Raw genomic sequence first — 22,436 nt, forward strand, 5'->3', positions numbered from 1 at the left:
GTCCGGCTTGGTCTGCCGGTGATTCCTCGCTGGTACTGTCCAGCCATGCCGCGCCTGGTGGAAGTTCCTGGGTACGTACGCTTCTGGACCGCCTCGGCGGTATCCGCCTTCGGCTCTCAGATCACGGGGCTGGCCTTGCAGGTCCTCACCGCCGTGGCGCTGAGCGCATCCGCCACTGAGGTAGGCATCGTCAACGCCGCCCGCTGGGTTCCGTATCTGCTCTTCGGACTCGTTGCCGGGGTAGTGGTGGACCGCCGCCGACGCAAGCCGATGATGGTCACCACGGACCTCGGAAGAGCGGTCCTGCTCGGCGCGATACCCGTGCTGTATGCGCTGGACCGGCTGACCATCCCCACGCTGTGCTTCTTCGTCTTCGCGTTCGGGGTGCTGTCACTGCTGTTCGACGCGGCGAACCAGTCGTACGTGCCACAGCTGGTACCAAAAGAACTGCTCAACGCGGGGTACGCCCGTGTGGAGCAGGCGGGCGCGGTGGCCGGCTCCACCGGCCCTCTGATCGGCGGGGTGCTGATCAAAATCATGGGGGCGCCGCTGGCCGTGCTGGTGGACGCCGTCACTTATCTGATGTCGGCCCTGTTGCTCGCCTCGGTGAAGGCACCCGACCCCGTCCCCGATGGCGGTGCACGGCGCAGCCTCGGCAGCGAGCTGCGCGAAGGGGTGGCATGGGTCTACCGGCATCGCACGCTGGCATCCATCGCCCTGACCTCACACGCGATGCTGCTGTTCAACAGCATGGTCAGCACCGTCTTCGTGGTCTTCGCCCTGAACGAGCTCAAGATCGGCGAATTCGGCCTGGCTGCCACCTACGCCTTCGCGAGTGTCGGAGCGGTACTCGGCGGCGCGTTCTCCGCACGCGTGGCCGGCAGGCTGGACGTCGGCCCCACTCTGATCGCCTTCCGCCTGCTCGCCGCGATCGGCTGGCTGCCCCTGGTCCTGGCCGGACGGGGACCGTGGGCACTTGCCTCCGTGTCGCTCGCCTTCTTCATCGTGTCCCTGGCCATCGGCATCGAGAGCCCGGTGGAGATGAGCTATCGGCAAGCGGTGACACCCGACCGGCTGCGCGGCCGCATGAACGCGACGATCCGCTCGATGAACTGGGGAATGGTAGCCGTGGGGGCACCGCTCGGCGGAGTACTCGCCGACCAGGTCAGCTATCGCTTCGCCCTGTGGACCGGACTGTCCGGAGCAGCCGCCCAGGCGCTCGCGCTGACGGTCTCTCGTACCCGCGGGGCCCGCACCGCCGACGAACTCGATTTCCCAGCAGGGGCCCGCACGTGACCAAGAGGGGGCCCGGAGCCGTCTCACGTCTGCGCATTCGTCGACGAAGGCGCTGTCATTTGCCCGTACGGCGGCCCGGACACGGCGGAGATGACCATCTGCCACGACCGTGGCCCGCCGAGCCTGTGAGTTCGGGTGGGCGGCGTGGCCGCGTACAGGACGAAGCAGGGTGGATCGGCCACAGGTGAGGCGCGCCCGCCCTTCACCCGTGGCCGGCCAGCACTGGCTCGTCGTTACTCTCCGTCGGCGAGCCAGGTCCGGGCGGCGCCCAGCAGGGCCCGTAGGCCCAGCTCGATCGTCGGGTCCTGGAGCGGCGCGTACTGCGGCGAGTCGGGGGGACCTCCTTGCGAACCCGCCGTTGGAGATGCCGGCCTGCCGTGCCTGAACCGTCCCCCGTGCTCGGTCAGCCGGTGTGGAGGATCCGAAAGCGATCGGGTTCCGCCGGGTCCCGGTCAACCACTTGGACCGACGTCCAGGCCCATTGCCACACGCTGATGCCAGGCGTGCGGGAGAACTTGATCTGCCCCCGGGTGCCTTCGACTGCAACGCGCGGCCAGGACTCGGCAATGCGCGACCGGTCCGCGCCGTGCGAACGCAGCACATCGGCGAGGACAGTGATCGTGTCGTAGCCCTCGAAGGCGACGAAGGAGGGCGCTTCGCCCAGCCGCTCACGGAGCGCGGTCTCGACTCGTGCACCGAGTGGGCCGAGGTGCTCCGGCAGGTAGCGCAGGAACGGGATCGCGGCGCCGTCGTCGCCCAGCAGCTTCGCCCATTCCGCGCACTCCGGTTGCCCCGCCGGAGCACCGATCAGCATCTCGGCGAGGCGCTGGTCGTGGCGTACGGACTTGACGATCGACACTGCCGGCTCCGGATGGCCGACCAGAAGAAGCAGGGCTGTCGCGTGATTCTCGACGAGTTCGTCGCACAGCGCTGCGGGGTCGAGCTCGCGCATGTCGAGTTCGATGACGGCGCCGCCCCGTGGAACGAGGTAATCCCGCAGAATGCGGGCCCCGGACGCCCAGTAGACACTCGGCTGGGCTGCTACGGCGATTCGGCTGTGGCCCGCGCCGAGGAGGAAGTCCGCGTATATCCGCCACCCGTGGGACTGCGCCGGCGCGAGGCGCGCGACCCATTCCGTCGGCTGATCGGTGAGCGCGTCGAGAACCGCTGACGAGCAGAGATAGGGCATGCCGAGGGCGTCGGCCCTGGCAGCAGCGGCGCGCGCGACGACGCTGTGATATTCGCCTGCCAATGCCGCCACGCCCATGCGAGCCAGTTCATCCACTGCCGTCGCGGCCTTCTGCGGATCAGCGGCCGTGTCTCGGACCACCAGCTCGAGAGGCCTTCCGACGATTCCGCCGCCGTCATTGACTTCGCGAACGGCCAACTCGAGTCCGGCGAGGAGGTGTTGGCCTGCCTCGACCCAGCCGGGCCGAGTCAGCGGAACGAGAGCGCCGATCCGGACGGATGATCCGTCAGCCTGCTCCACTCCAGGCGGTGATGCCGGCGTATTCATGAGTTGGCGCCCCCCTGAGCGACGATCCGGTGGCACTTCGTCCGGATCGGATCGCAGAGTGCACGTCAGTGGCGCCGAGAGTAGTCGAACAGGGCCACCTTCGGCGCCCCATCCGGTGCGCGACCCCCAACGACGGCTTGCCGCCCCGGAGGTGGGGGCGGCGAGCCGTCGGTCGGTCGATCCCGTCAGTGGTGGTCGCCGAAGCCACCGACGTGGTCACCACCGCGGTGGTCGTCGTCGCCGACGATCGTCCACGGTCGCATCAGGTCGTCGTCTTCGTGTTCGAGGATGTGGCAGTGCTGGACGTACGTCGCCGGCAGCTCGGTGCCACTTCCCGGTAGCCCCGCGATCCTTTCCGTCGGCGGGTCGAATTCATTGATGACGATTCTGGTCACCGTCTCCGGATAGGACTTGACCGTGTCCTTGCGGGACAGTGCTTCATCCGGGTCCGGCGGAATCGGGGGACCGGTGAGATAGTTCGCCAACACAGGCCTGTCCTCCGGCTTGCGGCCACCGTCAATCCACTTTTCGTACTGTTCCTGGTAGCCGGCCGCGTCGATCGGCTGCCTGTTCAACACCTGGAAGTTGACGAGGTGGACATGCATCGGGTGGGCGTCGTGGTTGGGATTGATGTACTCCCAGATCTCTGTCGAGCCCGCCTTGATGAAGTCCTCGGACGGCTCCATGAACGGCACCGCGTTGAACGTCATGGTGGTGAAGAGCTTGTGCTGGTACAGAACCCATTCCCGCCGGCGGGTGCGCGCCGTCACCTTGATGGGGGCGGCCTTCGGCAGCTCGAGCTTCTTGGGCGGCGTTGACCTGTCTCCGCCTCCGGACAACTGTTTGGTGACATGGAATTCCATGACTTCCGAGATTTCCGGTCCGCCGCCGCCGGGGAAGTGCACGGGAGCGTTGTAGTTCGTCAGCTTGACCTTCGTGCCCATGGGCATATGGGTGAAGTCGACGATCAGGTCGTACCGTTCGGCCGGCGAGATCAGGAAGTTCAGCATCTGCAACGGGGTGCGGAGGCCGCCGTCGGTGCCGATCAGCCAGAACGGAAGGACGGGCTGAGGCAGTACCTTCTCGGGAACGTCGAACCTCAGGCGCCAGAAGCGCTCGTTCGAAGCGTTGAGAACGCGCAGCCGGTAGCGTCGCTGCTCGACCGCCAGGAAGGGATACGCCTTCCCGTTGACGACCGGGGTGTCCTCGCCTTCCCGCAACGTCATGGTGTAGGCGAGTGAGCCGTCCGGGTGGAAGGTCCGGTCCTGCAGGATGAGGGGGACCTCAAATTCGCCTCGCGGCAGTCCGAGCCGATCGTCGGCGGGGTCACCGACGCGGTAGAGACCGGCAAGGCCCGCGTAGACGTTGACGCTGGTCATCCCCATGCCGTGGTCGTGATACCAGAGCATGCAGGAACGGTCGTGGTTGGTGTAGGCGCAGATCGCCTCGTTGGGTTTGACCCGGCTCGGGTCCAGGCTGCTGTAGGACTCGGCGTGGATGCCGTCCGGGCTGAACGACTGCAGCGGCATGCCGTCGGACTGTGGCGCCGTGAAACCGCCGTGCTGGTGTACGACGTTCCACACGTTGACGTTCGCGGGAAACGGCTGCATGGGCTTGTAGGGAGGCGGAGGGGTCGGGGTGAGCTGGGGGTCCCCATTGCGAATTTTGTCGATCACGAACTGGAACAGGTGGGTGGTCGGCAGGTGGTTGCGGTACTTGACGACCGTCGGGTGGTCCCTGGTCACGCTGAGGGTCGGCCCCAGGTAGCCCATGCCGATCGGCTTGCGAGGGTCGTGCGGGTTCGCGGCCCAGTAGCCCCACACCTTGGCCGGCCCGAGATCCCGGTGGAAGCGCCACGTGCCCGGCCGCATCGTGATCTCGTAGTAGTCGGCGCCCGGATAGACAGAGGGATCCGAGATGGCTGTTGTCGGGATGGGCAGCGGGTCAACGAACTTCTTCAGCTTGGGGGTGTGCGGAATCGACGTGTCCGCAGCCGCTGACCCGTGACCGTGACCGTCCGATGCAGACGCCTGCCCTCCCGCACCCCGTGGAAGCATGGCCGCACCGCCCACGGCACCGGCCATGAGGAATCTCCGTCGCCCAACCATCGTCTCCAGCCTTTCGTCGCCTCGCGTGACGATGCATGGATACAGGGCTGGTTCGGAACGTGGCCGGAGCGCGTGGGTCCGGACCGAGAAAGCCACTCATTGAGCCGATCTCGGCAGGAATTCAGACGGTATCGGGATTGGAATCGAATTATTACCGCCACCCTGAGCTCTTGTGCTCACGATTCTGCTGGTGCGTCACATTCGGCTGTGGGATGGGCTGTTCGTCCCCATCGTCACCGATTTGCTACGCCTCAATTCCCCCCAGTTGTGCCCATTCAATACTGCGGCCCTTTCGGGACACCGGCAGAACCTGATACCTCGGGCATGCCGGGGGTCCATGTGCCCGTGCCAGGAGCCGGCCGCGCGGCGTCGTGCGGAAGGAGGCCGGTGAAAGTTCTCTGCCGACGCCGAGAAGTCTGCCACCGTGTGAACGAAGCAACGCCGAACGAGCAGGAGGAGCCGCTCCATGTCCGCGTCGCAGAACACAGCACATCCCGCAGGACTTCCGCCGGCCCGACCCGATGGCCGGTCCGAGAAGCGCGGCGCGCTGCCGGAGCAACAGCGCCAGGTGGAAGCGGAGTTGGTCGAAACAGTCCTGGCCTCGTTCCGTGACACCCCGGACCCGCGCCTCAAGGAGCTGATGCAGTCATTGGTCAGGCACCTGCACGGGTTCATCCGTGAGGTACGACTGACCGAGGCGGAGTGGCAGCAGGCCGTTGACTTCCTCACTGCTGCCGGGCGCATCACCACTGACCGGCGTCAGGAGTTCGTGCTCCTGTCCGACGTGCTCGGGGCCTCCATGCAGACCATCAACGTCAACCATGACGCCGCCGGGAGCGCGACCGAGGCGACGGTGGTCGGACCGTTCTTCGTGGACGGCTCCCCGGAGATTCCCATCGGCGGCGACCTGGCGGGGGGAGCCCCAGGAGAACCCTGCTGGGTCGAGGGCACCGTCACCGACACGGACGGAAACCCGGTCGCCGGAGCCCGGCTCGACGTATGGGAAGCCGACGAGGACGGCCTCTACGACGTGCAGTACGGGCCGGACCGCACGGCGGGCCGGGGGCATCTCTTCACCGATGACCAGGGACGTTACGCGTTCTGGGGACTCACCCCCACCCCGTACCCGATCCCGCACGACGGGCCGGTCGGTGAACTCCTGGAGAAGACCGGACGCTCCCCGCTGCGCGCCTCCCATCTGCACTTCAAGGCGACCGCCCCCGGCCACCGCGCCGTGATCACCCACATCTTCGTCGAAGGCGACCAACTCCTGAGGCAGGACGCTGTGTTCGGCGTCAAGGACTCGCTCGTCAAGAGGTTCGACCGGCAGGCACCAGGCACACCGCCCCCCGACGGCCGTACCCTCACCGACCTGAGCTGGACCCGCGTCTGCTTCGACATCGTGCTGCGGTGCGCGTGACGCGCCCGTCGGAGCAGGAATCGGAGCAGGAATCGGAGCAAGAAGGAGAACGACCCATGCGATTCGAGCACGAGACGCTGCCGCAGCGCGTCCACTTCGCCTCCGGCGACGCACGCGCGGCCGTGCGCACCGAGGTCGAACGGCTCGGAGGCGCCCGCGTGATGGTCATCGCGACGGCCCGCGAAGCCGAACGGGCCAAGTCCGTCACCGCCGACGCCCCGGTGGTCGTGCACCACGACGACGTGGCGATGCACGTCCCACTCGCCACGGCCGAACGGGCTCGGGCGGCAGCGGCCCGGCACGATGCGGACGTGCTGGTCTGCGTCGGCGGCGGCTCGACGACCGGCCTGGCCAAGGCCGTCGCGCTCACGTCGGGGCTGCCGATCGTGGCCGTGCCGACCACGTACGCGGGGTCGGAGGCGACCAGCGTCTGGGGGTTCACCCGGAGCGGCCGCAAGACCACGGGCGTCGACGCCCGCGTGCTGCCGCGCGCGATCGTCTACGACGCGACACTCACCCTCACGCTTCCCGTGCCCATGAGCGTCGCCTCCGGCCTCAACGCCCTGGCTCACTGCGTCGATTCGATGTGGGCACCGCGCACCGACCCGGTCGACCAGGCACTGGCCGGGGAGGGCATCCGCGCGCTCGCTGCCGGACTGCCCGCAGTCGTCGCCGACCCCTCCGGCATGGAGGGTCGCGAACAGATGCTGTACGGGGCCTACCTGTCGGCGGTCGCGTTCTCGTCGGCGGGGTCGGGCCTGCACCACAAGATCTGCCATGTACTCGGCGGCCGCTACGACCTGCCGCATGCCCAGACGCACGCCGTCGTCCTGCCCTACGTGCTCGCCTTCAACGCCCCCGCCGCGCCGCACGCCGAGCGCAGGATCGCCGAGGCGTTCGGCACGGGCTCGGGGCTCGACGGACTGCAGCGGCTTCGCCGGGCCGTGGACGCACCGACCGCGCTACGGGACTACGGCCTCGCCGAGCCGGACATCGACGACGCGGTGCCGGCGATCCTGGAGGCGGCCCCGGCGAACAATCCGCGTCCGGTCACGGCAGACGGCGTACGAGGGTTGCTGCGGGCGGCGTGGGAGGGCGCGGATCCGGCGGCGGGTGTCTGGACTTGGTCAAGACATACCGGGCGCCCGTGAGTGACCGCGAGTCTCCGACCTCCGAATTGGGATGGGACACTTCGATCAAGGAATACCGTAATGCGTTAGTCTGTCCGCATTGTTGACTTGATCGGTGACTGGCAGAGCGCGCTGAGAGGTGGTCACCCATGGTGATCCATGTCCTGGTCGCCGACGACAGCGAGATTGTCCGCCGGGGACTGAGCGACATTCTTTCCTCCGCGGACGACATCCACGTGGTGGACCAGGCGTGGGACGGACGCAGCGCCGTCGACGCGGCGCGGCGCCTTTGCCCTGATGTGGCGCTTCTCGACATTCGGATGCCGGGCATGGACGGCATCGCCGCCACCCGCGAGCTGCAGGCGCTCCCCGATCCGCCCCGGGTTCTCATCCTCGCCATGTTCGCGGAAGACGAGTACGTGGATGAGGCGGTGAGTGCGGGGGCCAGCGGTTTTCTGCTCAAAGACACGCCTCCCGAGGAGTTGCTGCGGTCGGTGCGTCTCGTGGCCGCCGGTAAGTCCACCCTCGATCCTCGGTCACGGGGCGGGTCATGGAGCAGCTCGCCCAGCACGCGATCCGGCTGACGACTCAGGAACAGCAGGCCCTCGACTCGTTGACCGCCGGGGAGCGGGAGATCCTCGGCCTCATCGGAAGAGGCATGTCCAATGCGAACATCGGCAAGGAACTCCACGCCGGCGAAGGAACCGTGAAGAACCAGGTGAGCCGCCTCCTGGCGAAGATCGGGGCGGACAACCGGGTCCAGGCGGCCCGCCTGGCGTACCGGGCGGGAATCGAACGCTGAACACCAGGTCCGGTCGGGCGGTGTGAAGGGAGAAAGGCCCCGTGCGCTGGACCGCGTGGAACGATGCGACGCCGTCATCCCTGCGGCGGCTGGACGCGGCGGTGGCGGTAGCTGCCGCACTCGTAGGGTTCGGAAACAGCTGGGTCAAGCCCTCGAACGGTCTGCTCACGGGGGCTGCCACCGTGACGGTCGCGGTGCTCTCCGGAGCCGTCGGACTCCTGCTGTGGTGGAGACGCCAGCGGACCGTCATGGTCGGGTGGCTCGTCGTACTCTGCCACCTCCTCCTCTTCACCCCCACGGCCCTGGCCGTCGCGCTGTACACGGTGGGATCCACGTACCCGAACCGATGGAGGCTGCTCGCCTGGTTCGCCGTCCTGGGTTGCCTGTCGGACGCGGGCGCCCTGTGGCTCGGCGGAGCGTGGGACTTCCGGGGAGTCGCGTACTCGCTGGCGCTGGTCGTCGGACCGTTGGTCGTCGGTTACGCCGTCGCCCTCCGCCGTGACCTGGCCACGGCCGCCCAGACCGAACTCGCCACGAGGGAGCGCGAGCACGTGCTGTTGGTCGAGCAGGCGCGGGACAACGAACGGAGCCGGATCGCCCGGGACATGCACGACGTGGTGGCGCACAGGGTCGGGCACATCGTGCTGCTGGCCGCCGCACTGCGCGTGGGCCCCGGGGTGGCGAACCCCAAGGTCGCGGACGACGCGGAACGGATCCGGCACGAGGGGCGTCGCGCCCTTGAGGAGCTGCGCGCGATTCTCGGGGTGCTCACCCCCGACCGCGCCGGTCGGCCCGTACCGCGCGCTCCACAGGTGGACGTCGGCGGCCTCGACGAGCTGGTGCGCAGCGCCCGACGGGCCGGACTGCAAGCTGCCCTCAGCGTGGAGGGTGAGCCGGGGGCGCTGCCCACGCTGGTGCAGCAGGCCCTCTACCGGACTCTTCAGGAGTCCCTCACCAATGCCGCCAAGTACGCCTCGGGAGCGAACGTCGGGATCGAATTGAGGTGCGGTCCGGACACGGTGGACCTCACGGTGATCAACGGTCCGGCTTCCGGGCCGTCCGACGATGAACTCCCCAGCGGGGGCGATGGCCTGCTCGGACTGGACGAACGTGCGTCCTTGCTCGGAGGCGAACTGACCGCCGGCCCGGAGGGCGAGGGATTCCGGGTGGAGCTCCACTTGCCCGTCGCCCCGCCCGACGCCATGTGACGGCTCCGATGCGAGCCTCGCCCCGCCTCGCCATGAGGTTGTCGAGGCCAGTCCTGAGGTGTCACGCCGCGGGGACCTGGAACCATACCCACTTGCCGCGGTCTCCCGCCGTCGCGACGCCCCACGCCTGTGAGGCGGCGTCCAGCAGGTCGAGCCCGCGCCCGGACTCCATGTCCTGGTCTTCGTCGGCCAGGCTGGCTCGGTCGCCCGCCCTCGTCCCGGGCTCCCTGTCGAAGACAGCACCAGTGATGACAGCGGCGGAGGGGTCGAAGCCGACAGCTACCTCGATCGCCGCTCCCTTGCCGTGGCGGACGGCGTTCGAGACCACCTCGGTCATCAGGAGGGCTGCCGTGTCCGCCCCGGAGGAACCGGCGGGTGCTATCTCATGCAGTGCGGTTCGGGCCTCGGCGGCTGCGCGAGGATGTCGGGACAGAATGGCGATACCGCTGGATGCGTGCATGGGGTCTCCGTTTATCTATTTCCCGGCGAATGTAATCCCCCTGCTTACTCAATCCAGGATGGCCCCGACATACGGTCGAATCCGTATGCCTTTGCTCCGCATTCCCATGTCCCGGACGTCACCGGATCGAGTGACGATCGTCACGGCCGACCGCTGGGGCCGGGGCCGGCCTCGTTCCGAAGGGAACAGCGAAATACGACGCGACACCATCATTTCGGGGGGTAGGACGGTGTCGCGCCGCATATCCATGATGCGACCCTGATTCTCTCGAATCCGGTGAGGTTCTTCCCTTTTTGCTACGACTAAAGTAACGGCCGACTTTTGGAAAAATAGAGTGAGCGCAAGGTGTGCCGTGAGTTCGATGCGCATTCCGGGGACGGCCGGCCCGGGGACCGGGACCCTGCACCTGCTGGGATACGGGGACGCGAAGCACTCCCGGTGAACCGCGTCGACCGAGGGGCCGTGCGCTGTTCCGCAGGGGGTTGTCAGTCCCCGTTCGTAAGATCACCGCATGCCTGACGCCTTCACCGTGCTCTGGACCCATGACACCTGCCGTGCTCTGCGCAGGGCCGACCGCGTGGGTGAGCGGCCGCCGGTCGCATTCAGTGGCATCCATACCTCCCTCCCTTCCTGGTCGGCTGCCCGTGCCGGGGACGAGGTGTTCGCGCTGCATGTCAATCGCGGCGAGGTGTTCGTGGTGAGCCGATTGAGGGTGCTCGACATGGAGCGGAGCGCATGTTGCGGCACTGCTCCTGCGACGTGGCAGGACCCGGCGTTTCCCGGGCACGGCGACTGGTCTGCGCTCGGGGCGGGCGGCTGTGGTGCCTCGGCGGTGCACGTGGACGCGACGCCGGTCCGTTTCGATACGCCGATCCCGGGCGAACTTCTGACAACGCTGACCTGGCGCAACCGCCGAGGGCAGACCCGGAATCTGAAACACGTGGTGGACGGCCGACTCGAGCGCTCGATCGGCCTCCAAGGGTTCTACCGTCTCACCCCGGAGTCCGCCGCGGAGTTGGCGCAGGTCGTGCACAACGCCAAGTAAGGGCCCTGGGAACCAGAGGTAAGTCCCATCCAGAGGTGAAGCGGGCGATGGTGTGGTGCCGGCGACCGCCCGATCGCCGTCCTGGCAAGATGGCGGCATGGAACGTGTGCTTGGTATCGGTGGGTATTTTATGCGGGCCGACGACCCGGGCGCCCTGAGCGCGTGGTATCGAGACTGCCTGGGCCTGGACGCGGATGAGCACGGCCTGTGGCGTCAGGGAGCCGGGCTGACGGTGTTCGCGACGTTCGAGTCCGAGACCGACTACTTCGGGTCCCGCGCCCAGCAGACCATGCTCAACTTCCGGGTCCGCGACCTGGACGCGATGCTCGCGCAGTTGCGCGCCAAGGGCGCGGACGTGGCCGAGGAAACGCAGGACATGGAGGGTGTCGGTCGATTCGGCTGGGTCACCGATCCTGAGGGCAATCGCGTTGAGCTGTGGCAGCCGGCCTGACGACGTCTTCGCGCCGACGGCGACGGAATGTTCTCACGGTCGCCGGCGGCGGGGTGGGGCACTACGTGACCGAGCCGGCGGCGTCCACCGGTGCCGAGGTGACGGCGGTCAGCGCCACCGCGGAACGCGGAGCGAGACTGTTGCGGCTCGGCGCCGCCGAGTTGGTCACCTTGGTGGAGGACGCCGAGGGCCGCTACGACGTGGCTCTGGAGTCGGTCGGCGGCACCAGCCTGCGTGCGGCCCTGCCAGGCGGAGGGCGGTGGGGACAGACGAGAAGGCCGCAGGCGTAGTCCCGTACCCGTGTCAGTGCCTCCCTGTTCGTTTACCTGTTCACCCTTGGGTGCGGATCGTCGCCAGTACCTCGTCTCGGAGGGCACGCATCGCCGACTCGGTCGGGGCTTCGACGTTGAGTCGCAGCAGCGGCTCCGTGTTCGAGGGGCGGACGTTGAACCACCAGTCGGTTCCGCTGACGGTCAGGCCGTCAAGGTCGTCGAGCGTGATGTCTGGGCGGTCGGTCCACGCCGCCCGCACCGCCGCGGTGCGTGAGCTCGGGTCACCGACGGCGGAGTTGATCTCACCGGAGGCGGCGTAGCGCTCGAAGCTGCCGGTCAGGTCGGACAGCGGGGCGCTGTGTGTGCCCAGGGCGGCGAGGACGTGGAGGGCCGCGAGCATGCCGGTGTCGGCGTTCCAGAAGTCGCGGAAGTAGTAGTGGGCGGAGTGCTCGCCGCCGAAGACGGCGCCCGCGCGGGCCATTTCCCGCTTGATGAAGGAGTGGCCGACGCGGGTGCGGACCGGTGTGCCGCCCGCCTCGCGGATCACCTCCGGCACCGTGCGGGAGGTGATGAGGTTGTGGATGACGGTGGCCCCGGGGTGCCGCGCCAGTTCCCGCGAGGCGACGAGTGCGGTGACGGCGGAGGGGGAGACCGGGTCGCCGCTCTCGTCGACGACGAAGCAGCGGTCCGCGTCGCCGTCGAAGGCGAGACCGATGTCGGCGCCCTCGGCGCGCACGCGTGCCTGCAGGTCGACGATGTTGGCGGGGTCCAGCGGATTGGCCTCGTGGTTCGGGAACGTACCGTCCAGCGCGAAGTACATCGGGATGATGTCCAGCGGCAGACCGGCGAGGACCGTCGGCACGGTGTGCCCGCCCATGCCGTTGCCCGCGTCGACCACGACCTTCAGCCGGCGGATCGCCGACAGGTCCACGAGGGAGTGCAGGTACGTGGCGTAGTCGGCGAGCGTGTCCCTGGTGGTGACGGTGCCCGTCCGGTCGGCCGTCGCCGGGGCGCCGTTGTCCGTCCACCCTTCGACCAAGGTGCGGATCTCGGCGAGGCCCGTGTCCTGGCCGACCGGTTCGGCGCCGGCGCGGCACAGCTTGATGCCGTTGTACTGGGCCGGGTTGTGCGAGGCCGTGAACATCGCGCCGGGGAGACCGAGAGAGCCGGAGGCGTAGTACAGCTGGTCCGTCGAGCAGAGGCCGATCTCGGTGACGTCGGAGCCCTGCGCGGTCGCGCCGCGGGCGAACGCGCGGGCCAGGCCGGGGGAGGAGGGACGCATGTCATGGCCCGTCACGATCGCGTCCGCGCCGGTGACCTGGACGAACGCGGCGCCGAAGAGCTCGGCCGTCGTCTCGTCCCACTGGTCGGGGACCACGCCGCGCACGTCGTACGCCTTGACGAGTCCGGACAGGTCGGTGCGGTGCGTCGCGTCAGTCGCGCGTGTCATCGGTGTCGCTTTCGGCGAGATGGGCGGGGGCGGTCGGGTCGAGAAGCCACAGCGCGGTGTCGGGCGGCAGCGTGTCGCCGTCGAACGGTCCGCTGCCGAGCGTCGGCCGGCCGGGCAGACCGATTGAGGTGAGACGCAGGGGCTCGGCGCCCAGGTTGACGAGGCAGACCAGCGCGCCGCGGCGGAAGGCGAGGTACGGGGCGTCGGGTGCGGACAGCCAGGTCGGCGGGGCTGCCGGGTCCGGTGCCGGATGGGTGCGGCGAAGGCGCAGCGCCGACCGGTACAGGGCGAGTGTCGAGTCGGGGTCCCGCTCCTGCGCGGCGACCGTCAGGCCCGACCAGTCGTCCGGCTGGGGCAGCCAGGTTCGCTCGGGCGCCACGGTGCTGAATCCGTACGGTGCGAGCTCACCGTTCCACGGCAGCGGCACACGCGCGCCGTCACGGCCGCGTTCCGCGTGGCCCGAGCGTTCCCACAGCGGGTCGAGGATGCGGTCGATGGGCACGTCGGCCTGCGGCAGTCCCAGCTCCTCGCCCTGAAAGAGGTACGCGGAGCCGGGCAGGGCCAGCATCAGCAGCGCGGCCGCACGGGCGCGAGCCAGGGAGCCGTACCGGGTGACCGGGCGGACCGCGTCGTGGCTGGAGAGCAGCCAGGTGACCGGGCTGCCCGGCAGGGCGAAGGAGTCGTCGACGACCCGGCGCAGCTCCGCCGCCTCCCAAGGTGCCTCCAGGAAGGCGAAGTTGAAGGCCTGGTGCATCTCGTCGGGCCGGATGTAGCGGCTGAGGCGGGCCGGGTCGAAGACGGCGGACTCGGCGACCATCACCCGGTCCTTGGGTGCCACCGCGCCGGCGGGTGCGGGGTGGGTGTCGAGCAGGGCCCGCCATTCGCGGTAGAGCGGGTGCAGCTCTTCCTGGTCGTAGTACGGCATCAGGTGGTTGCGCAGCGGGTCGGTGTGCTGGCCGGGGCCCGCGTCGGGCAGCCCTTCCGCCTTGAACAGGGCGTGGGCGACGTCCACGCGGAAGCCGTCCACGCCGCGGTCGAGCCAGTACCGCAGTACCTCGGTGAAGGCGCTCTGCACCTTGGGGTTGCGCCAATTGAGGTCGGGTTGCTCGGCGGCGTGGAGGTGGCAGTACCACTCGCCGTCCGCGACCCGGGTCCAGGCGGGGCCGCCGAACGCCGACTGCCAGTCGTTGGGCGGCAGTTCGCCGTCCGCGCCCCGGCCGGGCCGGAACAGGTACATCTCCCGCTCCGCCGAACGGGGCCCCGCGACAAGTGCCTCCTGGAACCAGGGGTGCTGGTCGGAGGTGTGGTTCGGCACCAGGTCGATGATGAATTTGAGCCCCAACTCATGTGCACGCACGATCAGTTGGGTGGCGTCGTCGTCCGTCCCCAGGTCCGCGGCCACGCCGGTGTGATCCGCGATGTCGTAGCCGCCGTCGGCCAGCGGCGACGGGTAGAACGGGGTGCACCACACGGCGTCCGCGCCCAGATCCTTGATGTGCTCAAGGCGTTCTGTCAGGCCCGGCAGATCGCCGATCCCGTCGCCGTCCGAGTCGGCGAAGGCGCGCGGGTAGACCTCGTAGCAGACCATGTCCTGCCACCAGTTCATGCGGAGGCTCCCTCGAAGACGGCCAGGTCGGGGGAGGGGACGCCCTGTTCGGTGCCGGTGGAGGCGGCGATGGCGGCAGCCTCGGCAACGGCTACCGCGGCGAGACCGCTGACGGCGTCCGCGACCGGCGGCGTGCCTTCACGGACGGCCCGAACAAGATCGGCCATCGCGGCACGCACGCTCTGCGCGTACACGTACGGCTTGCGGACCTCGCCGCCCAGGTCGAGGACGGCGGTCACGTGGTGCGGGACCGTGCGCCGCTCGTCCCGCCCCCGGGCCGGGGCAGCGGAGCCGGCGTCCCGTTCGACGCGGACGGTGATCCGCTCCTCGCCGTGCGGCCGGAAGCCGTCGACGGACAGCAACTCGCCCAGCTCGTCAGGTAGTTGCTCCCAACGGCGGGCGCCCGTCTCGTCGGTCCACGCCGAGATCTCGGCCCGCACGGGGATCCAGCCGCTGATCCGCGTCTCGGCGAACCCGTGGTCCAGACGCATGAGTTGACGCTCGGCACGGTGGGCGTGCGTGAAGGAGTGCAGGTGGGAGGCGAGGACGCCGCCGGGGTGGACGACGTCGGCGCTCACCATGTCGACCGGGCCTCCGGGCCGGGCCACGGCGGTCGCCCGCACGCTGACCGGGTCCGAGCCCAGCAATGTGCGGGCGGCGTCGAAGAAGTGGACGCCGTGCTCGACGAAGATGCCGCCGCTGTGTGCCGGGTCCCAGAACCAATGGTCGGGGCCCAGGTCCTCGTCGGAGGCGTCGTTCTCGAACAGGAACCGGCGCGGAGGCGCGAGCAGCCCCCGCTCGGTGAGGTGTCGTACGGCCCGCAGCAGCGGGTTGTAGCGCAGCACGTGGTCCACGACCAGGACGCGCCCGGAGAGCCGCGCCTCGTGGGCGACCCCCGAGGCGTCCTCGGTCGTGGTGGCGAGAGGCTTCTCGCAGAAGACATGGCGCCCCGCACGCAGCGCGGTGATGGCCATCGCGGCATGGGTGGCGGGCGGCGTGGCGATCAGCACGGCCGCCACGTCGTCCCGTTCGAGGAGCTCGTCGAGGGAAGCGAGCGCCGGGACGCCGTGCCGCGCGCCGAGCCGCTCGGCGCGGTCGCGCGAGGGGTCGGCGACGGCCACGAGGCGCAGGCCGGGCAGACCCGCGACGGCGTCCAGGACGAACTCGGCGAACCCGCCGCAGCCGACCAGGCCGACTCCGAGGGGTGCGGAGGCGCCGCCGGTCATGCCGTGCGCTCCAGGAGAGCGACGCCGATGTGCGCGTCGGCCATGCCGTAGAAGACGTAGAGTCGGCCGTCGATCTCTTCGATGGCCGTCGGGAAGACGACGTTCGGGACCGTGCCCGAGATCTCCTCCTCGGTCTCCGGGGCCATGAGCGGCTTGTCGGAGCGCGCGAGCACCTTCGACGGGTCGGCCGGGTCGAGGATCATCGCGCCGGCGGCGTACGACACCTTCCGGTTCTGCGCCCACGGGTCCTCGATGGATCCGGAGACACCGTGGTGGATGAGCAGCCAGCCCTCGGGCACGCGGATGGGGGCCGGGCCGCCGCCGATCTTCAGGGACTCCCACGGGAACTCGGACAGTGCCAGCAGACGGTGGTCACGCGGGCGGGTCAGGGCGCGGATGTCGGCCTCGACCTCGGCGACCGGAACGTACGAGATCCAGATGCCGGGACGCTCGTCGGTGACACCGGCGGGCAGGTGTACGCCCTCGCCCGGACGGAACCAGCCCAGGTCCCACATCGGGCGGTGCAGCATCGCGTACGCCATCTCGCCGTCCGGGCCCGGGACGGGCTCGGGGAAGTGGACGACGTCCTTGTTGGGGAAGAGGTTGAGGTCGGTGTCCAGGTCGGCCTGGTACTGGAACTGGATCGGGCCGAGGCGGGTCCAGTCGGTGAGGTTCTCGGAGACGGCGAGAGCCGGCTTCGGGCCGAGCGGGCCGTAGGCGACGTAACTCATGACGTGCTTGCCGAGCGAGGGGACCCAGGTGATGCGGGGGTCCTCCACGCCGGCGTTGTTCTTGCCGCGCTCCCAGCCCTCGTCGGGGGAGAGGACGACGCCGCGGCGCTCGACGGCGCTGGGCACGCCCGTCTCGTCGAAGGTGACCTCGGCGAGGCCGACGCGGGAGACGTTGCCCTCGGCGACCAGGCGCGGCAGCAGGTGCAGCGTGCCGTCCGGGGTGCGGCCGGAGGCGGGGTTCAGGACGCCCTCGACCTCGTTCGCCTCACCGGCCAGTGGGGACATGACCACGCCCTTGCGCACCATGCGGTAGGGGATGTCGGTGGCGACGGTGGTGTTGCTCATGGCGATCAGCCCTTTACTCCGGAGTCGATGTCGGTAGAGGTGAAGTGGCGCTGGAACAGGAGGAACAAGGCCACCGCGGGGACGGCCAGCACACATGCGCCGGCCAGCAGGGCACCGGCCGGGTTGGCGACCGTGCCCTGGAGGTTGGAGAGGAAGCTGGCCAGCGAGACGGCCAGCGGCTGCATGTCGGCGTTCTTGGTGACCAGGAACGGCCACAGGAACTCGTTCCACGGCCCGATGAACGTCAGCAGCAGCGCGGTCAGCACCGCCGGACGTGCCATCGGCAGGGCGATCTGCCACAGGATCCGCAGCTCGCTCGCCCCGTCGATCCGCGCCGCCTCGAAGAGGGACTGCGGCAGCTGGGAGAAGAACTGGCGGAAGAGGAACACCGCCGTCGAGTTGATCGCGAACGGCAGGATCATGCCGAGGTAGTTGTCGCCGAGCCCGTAGTCGCGGACGACGAGCACGTACAACGGCAGTGTGAGCAGCTGGAACGGGATCATCTGTACGAGGAGCAGTGCGGCGAAGACCGCGCCCTTGCCGCGGAAGCGCAGCTGGGCGAGGGCGTATCCGGCGAGTACGCCGAAGACGAGCGTGCAGACCAGGACGCCGATGGTCATGATCCCCGAGTTGAGCAGGGAACGGCCCAGTGAGATCGCGCCGTTGACGGCCGTGTAGTTGGCGCCGGTCAGCCCGGACGGGACCGCGGCGGACAGATCACCGACCGTCGTCCCGCGCAGCGAGCCGACGACCATGTAATAGAAGGGGAACAGGAAGGCGACCGCACCGAGCGACAGCAGGATGTAGCGGACCGCGCTCCCGCCGCGGTGGCGGGTCTCCAAGGTGTCACTCATGTCAGTTGCCCCTCTCGGTGAGCTTGCGGGCGGCGAGCGAGACGACCATGACGAACGCGACGAGGACGACGCCGAGCGCGGCCGCGAAGTCGGGGTGCCCCTGCTCGATGCCCTTCTGGTACATCAGCAGCACCGGCGAGGTGGAGGCGTGGTCGGGACCGCCGCCCCCGGTCAGCAGATACGGCTCGCTGAACAGATTGGCGCCGGTGATGACCGCGTAGATCACGACGAGCGTCGTCGCCGGGCGCACACCGGGCACGGTCACCGAGAAGAACTGCCGCACGCGGCCCGCGCCGTCCATGGCGGACGCCTCGTACAGCTCCTTGCCGACGTTCTGCAGCGAAGCCAGGTACAGCATCACGAAGAAGCCGAGCTGCTTCCAGGTCACGAAGACGGCGATCATCGGCATCGCGAGATGCGAGTTCACCAGCCACGACGGGTCGGGGGCGTGCGAGCCCAGCAGGTGGTTGACGAACCCGTCCGAGCCGAACAGGAACTGCCACACCGCGACCAGCGCGACGCTCGCGGTCACGTACGGGAGGTAGAACGCGGCGCGGAAGAACGCGCGGCCCCGTATCTTCGCGTTCAGTGCCGTGGCCAGGACCAGCGAGACGCCCACGGTGAGCGGCACGTTGATGACCAGGAAGATCACGATGTTGAGGAACGCCCGGCCGACCACGGGATCGGTGAAGACGTCCTTGTAGTTGGACAGGCCCACCCATGGCGAGTCGACGTCGGTGCCCGGAGCCGTGAAGTAGAAGCGGTGGAAGGAGATCCACACCGTATAGACCAGCGGAACGGCGAAGACCACCACGAGGAACAGCACGTACGGCGACACGAACAGGGCGCCGACACGGGACAGGCCACGGGCCTTGCGCGGGCCCTCTCGCCGGGTGGGAGCGTTGTCCCTCACGGCGGCGGGCGCTGACTGGAGATTCACGCTCATGACGGGTCTCCGTACTCGTTCAGCAGGTCGGTGATCTCGGACGAGGCGTTGCGCAGGCCCGCCGGCGTGGACTCCCGGCCGAAGACGACCGACTTCGTCCACTCGTCGCGGAAGGTCTGCCAGATGTCGATGGAGCCCGGCACGTTGGGCACCTCGACGACGCGCTCCGCCTGGTCGGCGAAGGCCTTGTACGTCGGATGCGCCTTGAAGTAGGCGGCGTACTTCTCGGTCAGGTGCTCGCGCATCGGCATCTGCCCGGTCGTCTCGAGGAACTTCCCGTCCTGGCCGGCGGAGCTCGCGAACTTGAGCACGTCCCAGGCCGTGGCCCGGTTCTTGCAGGAGCTGAACATCGCCGCGGACTTCTCGTCGCTGAACGAGTGCTTGTCCGAGCCGCCGTCCGCGGTCGGCACCGGCGCGACACCGATGTCCACGCTGTTCTTGTACGCGGCGAGCGCCCAGGGACCGACCGTGGCCATCGCGGCCTTGCCGTCGTTGAGCGAATCGCCCGGGTAGGCCTCCTGCGGCGCCAGCTTCTCGGCGTAGAGCCTGCGCCAGAACGCCGCGACCTGGCGGCCCGCGGTCGAGTCGAACTGCGGCTTGCCGTCCTCGATCAGCTGCTTGCCGCCGCTCTGCGCGGCGAAGGCCGGGTAGAAGTCGTACCAGGGCTGGAAGAAGTCGCTGCTGGGAGACGGCCAGATCGCCGCCTTCGCGGCGCCGCTGTGCACGAGCTTGCGCGACGTGTCGAGGAACTCCTTGTACGTCGCGAGCTTCGGGTGCTCCGGATCCAGACCGGCCCTTTCGAAGAGCTTCTTGTTGTAGAGGATCATGACGGGGTTGCTCTTCCAGGGCAGCTGGTAGAACTTGCCGTCCGTCGACCGGTACTGGTCCGTGAGGGCGCCACCGCGCTCGGTGATGTACTTCTCGCCGTCCGGGAAGTCACTGAGGGAGACGAGCCCGTTCTGCTTCTGGAACGTCGGCACCGCCGCGGGCGAGGTGTTGAAGGCGAGGCAGGCCGTCGTCCCCGCGATGATCGAAGCGCTGATCGCCTCCTCGGACGTCTTGCCGGCCGGGATCTGCTGCGCTGTCACGTGCTGGTCGGGATGGCGCTCGTTCCACGAGGCGACCATGGCCTTGCCCCACTGGACCTCTTGCGCGTTGTTGGAAAGCCAGACCGTGATCGGACCGCGCGCGTCAGCGGCGGCGGCCGGATCCGGAGCCGACCGGCCGCAGGCTGTCGCCGTGCCCGCAAGTGCGAGCACAAGCAGCGCGTACGCCGTTCTCCTCAGCATGATTGATCTCCGAACTGTTCACGCGCGGCCTCGTCGCCGAGCGGAATTTCCGGTCGGCGCCAGCGCGACCGGTGCTTGGTCCCTGCGTGCGGGAGTGCGGCCCCCGCGTCACCCGCGGGGCGCGGGCCCGATCGACGCGCGGGGCACGAACTGGGCGGGCGGCAGCTCCACGTGTGCCGTGGTGCCGAGGGCGATCACCGCGTCCAGGGCGCGGGCCGCCGCTTCACCCCAGCCGCGGGCGTCCGCGCGGGCGGAGGCGAGCGGCGGGTAGCTGTATCGCGTCAGGGGGGCGTCGTCGTAGCCGACCACCGACAGCTGATCGGGGACGCGGACGCCCAGCTCCTGGGCGACCGAGAGCCCGGCCATCGCGGCAAGATCGTTGCCGTAGACGATCGCGGTCGGGGGCTCGGGGAGCGTGAGCAGCTCCCGCGTGGCCCGCGCGCCGCCCTCGGGGCTGAACCCGCCGGGCAGCACCGGTCCTTCGGGCAGACCGAGCGTGCGCAGCGTCTGTTCCCAGGCCGTCCGGCGCCGGTGGGCGTGCCGCAGTTCCTGGGGGCCCTCGACGTGGGCGATGCGCCGGTGTCCGAGGTCCGCGAGCCGGCGGATCGCGTCGGCGTAGGCGGGTTCGTCGTCCAGGCTCACCGCCGTCAGACCGCCGCCCCACTCGGGCTGGCCCACGACGACGGCGGGCAGACCGAGTTCGCGCATGAGCGGGGGGCGCGGGTCGTCGCGGCGCAGGTCGGTCAGGAGGACACCGTCCACCTGCCGCTGTGCGGCAAGGCGTTCGTACACGCCCTGCTCCTGCTCGGGGGTGGTCAGGTGCACCATGAGCCCGTCGCCGCGCTGCCCGATGACGGCTTCGACGCCGGCGATGAACGCCGGGAAGAACGGGTCCGCCCCGATCTGCTCCGCCTCGCGGGCCAGGACCAGACCGAACGCTCCGGCCTTGCCCAGGGAGAGGCCGCGTGCCTGATGACTCGGCGTCCAGCCGAGGTCGGCGGCGGCCGCGAGAACCCGGGCCTTGGTTTCCTCCGCGATGCCGGGCCGGTCGTTGAGCGCGAAGGAGACGGTGGCGCGCGAGACGCCGGCACGCTGTGCGACATCCGCGATGGTGGGCTTGCGTGCCATGGTGCTGGACTCCCTGGGTGCGGCCTTGGACGAGCCGGAGCGCGACGAACCGTCCAGCTGACACGGAACGAACGATGGTCCGCAACCAGTTCTTAAACCGGTTTGAGTCGCTGAACGAGGCCGACTAAACCGGTTTGAACGCCGGAGGTCAAGGGGTCGGTGGCTGTGATCTGTGTCGTTCCTCCGGGCTCTCGCGCTGCCTCTGGAGCGGGATCCGTCCCGGCGAGAGTCGTCGCGTACGCGTCCGCCGCCTGGTTACGTTCCGCGGAACGCTCCCGGCGTCATGCCCGTCCGCAGTCGGAAGAACTTCGTGAAGTCGCTCGCGTCCGTGAACCCGAGGCGGACGGCGACCTCCTTCGCTGTCAGGCCGCTGTGCTGCAACAGGCGCTTGGCCTCCAGAAGGACCCGGTCGTCGACGTACTGCTTGGCCGTACGTCCCGTCGCGGCGAGCGTGGCCCTGGTCAGGGTGCGCGGGCTGTAGCCGAGCGCGGCCGCGTAGTCCTCGACGCGCCGGGTCACCGCGTGGTCACGCTCGACGGCCGCGTGAAAGCGACGGAACGTCTCCGACGCAGGGGTCGGCCGCGGCGCCGGGCCGCGCGCCTGTGCGAGCCGCACCACGAGCACGGACAGCAGCGCGCGGAGCACCTCGGTGTGTGCGAGGAGGGGGAGCGAGGCCATCGCCCCGTACTCGTACACGAGATGGTCGAGCGCCCGGCGAACACCTTCCGCGTCCGGGCCCGCGAGAACCGACGGGCGCTGTTCGTACGGCGGATCCATGTGTGCCGCCGAAACGGTCGCCGGCGGCAGGAAGCCGGGCTGGAACAGCACGATCACCCCGTCCGCCGCCACCAGGTCGGGCCCGAACCGCTGCACCTGGCCCGGCCGGATCCACAGCCACGACCCGGGCCTCAGCTCGTGCTCGACGAAGTCGACCCACATGCGCAGCGGCCGTACGCGGGCGCCGATCAGCTGGTGGAAGGCGGGGCGCAGGGGCGCGTACGGGTCATTGCCGTGGCGCCGCGAGCGTTCGAGCAGGTCGGCGAGTTCCATCACCTCGACTCCGGCCGGTGCGCCCACGGTCGGGGTGTACTCCAGGTCCCTGACGTCGGGGCGCTCTGCAGGGCGTCCGTTTTTCCCCATCGATGGTCCCGAG

Annotated in this window: 21 protein-coding genes; 9 read left to right on the plus strand and 12 right to left on the minus strand. The window is 69.3% G+C overall.

Translation table 11 applies throughout. The annotated features are described in order from the left end of the window. Positions 1-45: 45 nt before the first annotated feature. Positions 46-1,296: an MFS transporter gene (locus OG698_RS44080; RefSeq protein ID WP_406109762.1), complete on the plus strand. Its 1,251-nt coding sequence runs from the start codon at positions 46-48 to the stop codon at positions 1,294-1,296. 403 nt (positions 1,297-1,699) lie between these two features. On the opposite strand, the gene OG698_RS44085 is transcribed toward OG698_RS44080, so the two are convergent. Together OG698_RS44085 and OG698_RS44090 are read right to left on the minus strand one after the other, a co-directional pair. Continuing rightward, on the minus strand, positions 1,700-2,812 hold the full coding sequence (locus tag OG698_RS44085; protein WP_406109763.1) for an ABC transporter substrate-binding protein: 1,113 nt from the start codon (positions 2,810-2,812) through the stop codon (positions 1,700-1,702). A 185-nt stretch (positions 2,813-2,997) separates the two neighbouring features. Next, the gene (locus OG698_RS44090; RefSeq protein ID WP_406109764.1) at positions 2,998-4,896 is read right to left on the minus strand and encodes a multicopper oxidase family protein; all 1,899 of its coding nucleotides are present in this window, start codon (positions 4,894-4,896) and stop codon (positions 2,998-3,000) included. 490 nt (positions 4,897-5,386) lie between these two features. On the opposite strand from OG698_RS44090, the gene OG698_RS44095 reads away from it, so the two are divergent. From OG698_RS44095 to OG698_RS44115, 5 genes are all read left to right on the plus strand, one after another. After that, entirely contained in the window at positions 5,387-6,340 is a 954-nt protein-coding gene (locus OG698_RS44095; protein ID WP_406109765.1) for a dioxygenase, read from the plus strand. 56 nt (positions 6,341-6,396) lie between these two features. Next, positions 6,397-7,491 (plus strand): maleylacetate reductase, encoded by a 1,095-nt coding sequence (locus tag OG698_RS44100; RefSeq protein WP_406109766.1) that lies wholly within the window; start codon positions 6,397-6,399, stop codon positions 7,489-7,491. Between the two features lie 128 nt (positions 7,492-7,619). Then, complete coding sequence (locus tag OG698_RS44105) at positions 7,620-8,054, plus strand: response regulator transcription factor (RefSeq protein ID WP_406109767.1); 435 nt, start codon at positions 7,620-7,622, stop codon at positions 8,052-8,054. Further along, positions 8,021-8,272, plus strand: a complete 252-nt coding sequence (locus OG698_RS44110) for a response regulator transcription factor (protein WP_406109768.1) — start codon at positions 8,021-8,023, stop codon at positions 8,270-8,272. Before OG698_RS44105 ends, OG698_RS44110 begins: the two co-directional genes overlap by 34 nt. A 41-nt stretch (positions 8,273-8,313) precedes the next feature. Further along, the gene (locus tag OG698_RS44115; protein WP_406109769.1) at positions 8,314-9,480 is read left to right on the plus strand and encodes a sensor histidine kinase; all 1,167 of its coding nucleotides are present in this window, start codon (positions 8,314-8,316) and stop codon (positions 9,478-9,480) included. Between the two features lie 61 nt (positions 9,481-9,541). Here the strand turns inward: OG698_RS44115 and OG698_RS44120 are convergent, their stop codons facing one another. Beyond that, positions 9,542-9,940 carry an ATP-binding protein gene (locus OG698_RS44120; RefSeq protein WP_406109770.1) on the minus strand — a complete coding sequence of 133 codons (399 nt, stop codon included), beginning with the start codon at positions 9,938-9,940 and terminating at the stop codon, positions 9,542-9,544. Positions 9,941-10,451: 511 nt separating this feature from the next. Here OG698_RS44120 and OG698_RS44125 point away from each other — a divergent pair. The 3 genes from OG698_RS44125 to OG698_RS44135 all read left to right on the plus strand — a co-directional run bounded on the left by OG698_RS44125 (position 10,452) and on the right by OG698_RS44135 (position 11,726). Continuing rightward, complete coding sequence (locus OG698_RS44125; RefSeq protein ID WP_406109771.1) at positions 10,452-10,985, plus strand: hypothetical protein; 534 nt, start codon at positions 10,452-10,454, stop codon at positions 10,983-10,985. Between the two features lie 97 nt (positions 10,986-11,082). Further along, positions 11,083-11,436 carry a VOC family protein gene (locus OG698_RS44130; protein ID WP_406109772.1) on the plus strand — a complete coding sequence of 118 codons (354 nt, stop codon included), beginning with the start codon at positions 11,083-11,085 and terminating at the stop codon, positions 11,434-11,436. Between the two features lie 65 nt (positions 11,437-11,501). Next, the gene (locus OG698_RS44135) at positions 11,502-11,726 is read left to right on the plus strand and encodes a hypothetical protein (protein ID WP_406109773.1); all 225 of its coding nucleotides are present in this window, start codon (positions 11,502-11,504) and stop codon (positions 11,724-11,726) included. Positions 11,727-11,766: 40 nt separating this feature from the next. Here the strand turns inward: OG698_RS44135 and OG698_RS44140 are convergent, their stop codons facing one another. The 9 genes from OG698_RS44140 to OG698_RS44180 form a co-directional block, all read right to left on the minus strand. Beyond that, positions 11,767-13,158: a phosphomannomutase/phosphoglucomutase gene (locus OG698_RS44140; protein ID WP_406109774.1), complete on the minus strand. Its 1,392-nt coding sequence runs from the start codon at positions 13,156-13,158 to the stop codon at positions 11,767-11,769. Continuing rightward, complete coding sequence (locus OG698_RS44145; protein ID WP_406109775.1) at positions 13,142-14,764, minus strand: glycoside hydrolase family 13 protein; 1,623 nt, start codon at positions 14,762-14,764, stop codon at positions 13,142-13,144. The genes OG698_RS44140 and OG698_RS44145 overlap by 17 nt, the downstream gene beginning before the upstream one ends. After that, positions 14,761-15,990: a Gfo/Idh/MocA family protein gene (locus OG698_RS44150; RefSeq protein ID WP_406109776.1), complete on the minus strand. Its 1,230-nt coding sequence runs from the start codon at positions 15,988-15,990 to the stop codon at positions 14,761-14,763. Before OG698_RS44150 ends, OG698_RS44145 begins: the two co-directional genes overlap by 4 nt. Next, positions 15,987-17,066, minus strand: a complete 1,080-nt coding sequence (locus OG698_RS44155) for a glycosidase (RefSeq protein WP_406109777.1) — start codon at positions 17,064-17,066, stop codon at positions 15,987-15,989. Before OG698_RS44155 ends, OG698_RS44150 begins: the two co-directional genes overlap by 4 nt. 5 nt (positions 17,067-17,071) lie before the next feature. Then, positions 17,072-17,920 carry a carbohydrate ABC transporter permease gene (locus OG698_RS44160; RefSeq protein WP_355692653.1) on the minus strand — a complete coding sequence of 283 codons (849 nt, stop codon included), beginning with the start codon at positions 17,918-17,920 and terminating at the stop codon, positions 17,072-17,074. 1 nt (position 17,921) lies between these two features. Continuing rightward, the gene (locus OG698_RS44165; RefSeq protein ID WP_399978866.1) at positions 17,922-18,866 is read right to left on the minus strand and encodes a carbohydrate ABC transporter permease; all 945 of its coding nucleotides are present in this window, start codon (positions 18,864-18,866) and stop codon (positions 17,922-17,924) included. Continuing rightward, positions 18,863-20,155 carry an extracellular solute-binding protein gene (locus OG698_RS44170; RefSeq protein WP_406109778.1) on the minus strand — a complete coding sequence of 431 codons (1,293 nt, stop codon included), beginning with the start codon at positions 20,153-20,155 and terminating at the stop codon, positions 18,863-18,865. The genes OG698_RS44165 and OG698_RS44170 overlap by 4 nt, the downstream gene beginning before the upstream one ends. Before the next feature lie 108 nt (positions 20,156-20,263). Further along, a complete protein-coding gene (locus OG698_RS44175; protein WP_406109779.1) occupies positions 20,264-21,283 on the minus strand; it encodes a LacI family DNA-binding transcriptional regulator in 1,020 nt (339 codons plus the stop codon). Between the two features lie 255 nt (positions 21,284-21,538). After that, a complete protein-coding gene (locus OG698_RS44180) occupies positions 21,539-22,423 on the minus strand; it encodes a helix-turn-helix domain-containing protein (RefSeq protein WP_406109780.1) in 885 nt (294 codons plus the stop codon). Between the last annotated feature and the right edge of the window lie 13 nt (positions 22,424-22,436).

Source organism: Streptomyces sp. NBC_01003 (assembly GCF_045162695.1).
Taxonomy (GTDB): Bacteria; Actinomycetota; Actinomycetes; order Streptomycetales; family Streptomycetaceae; genus Streptomyces.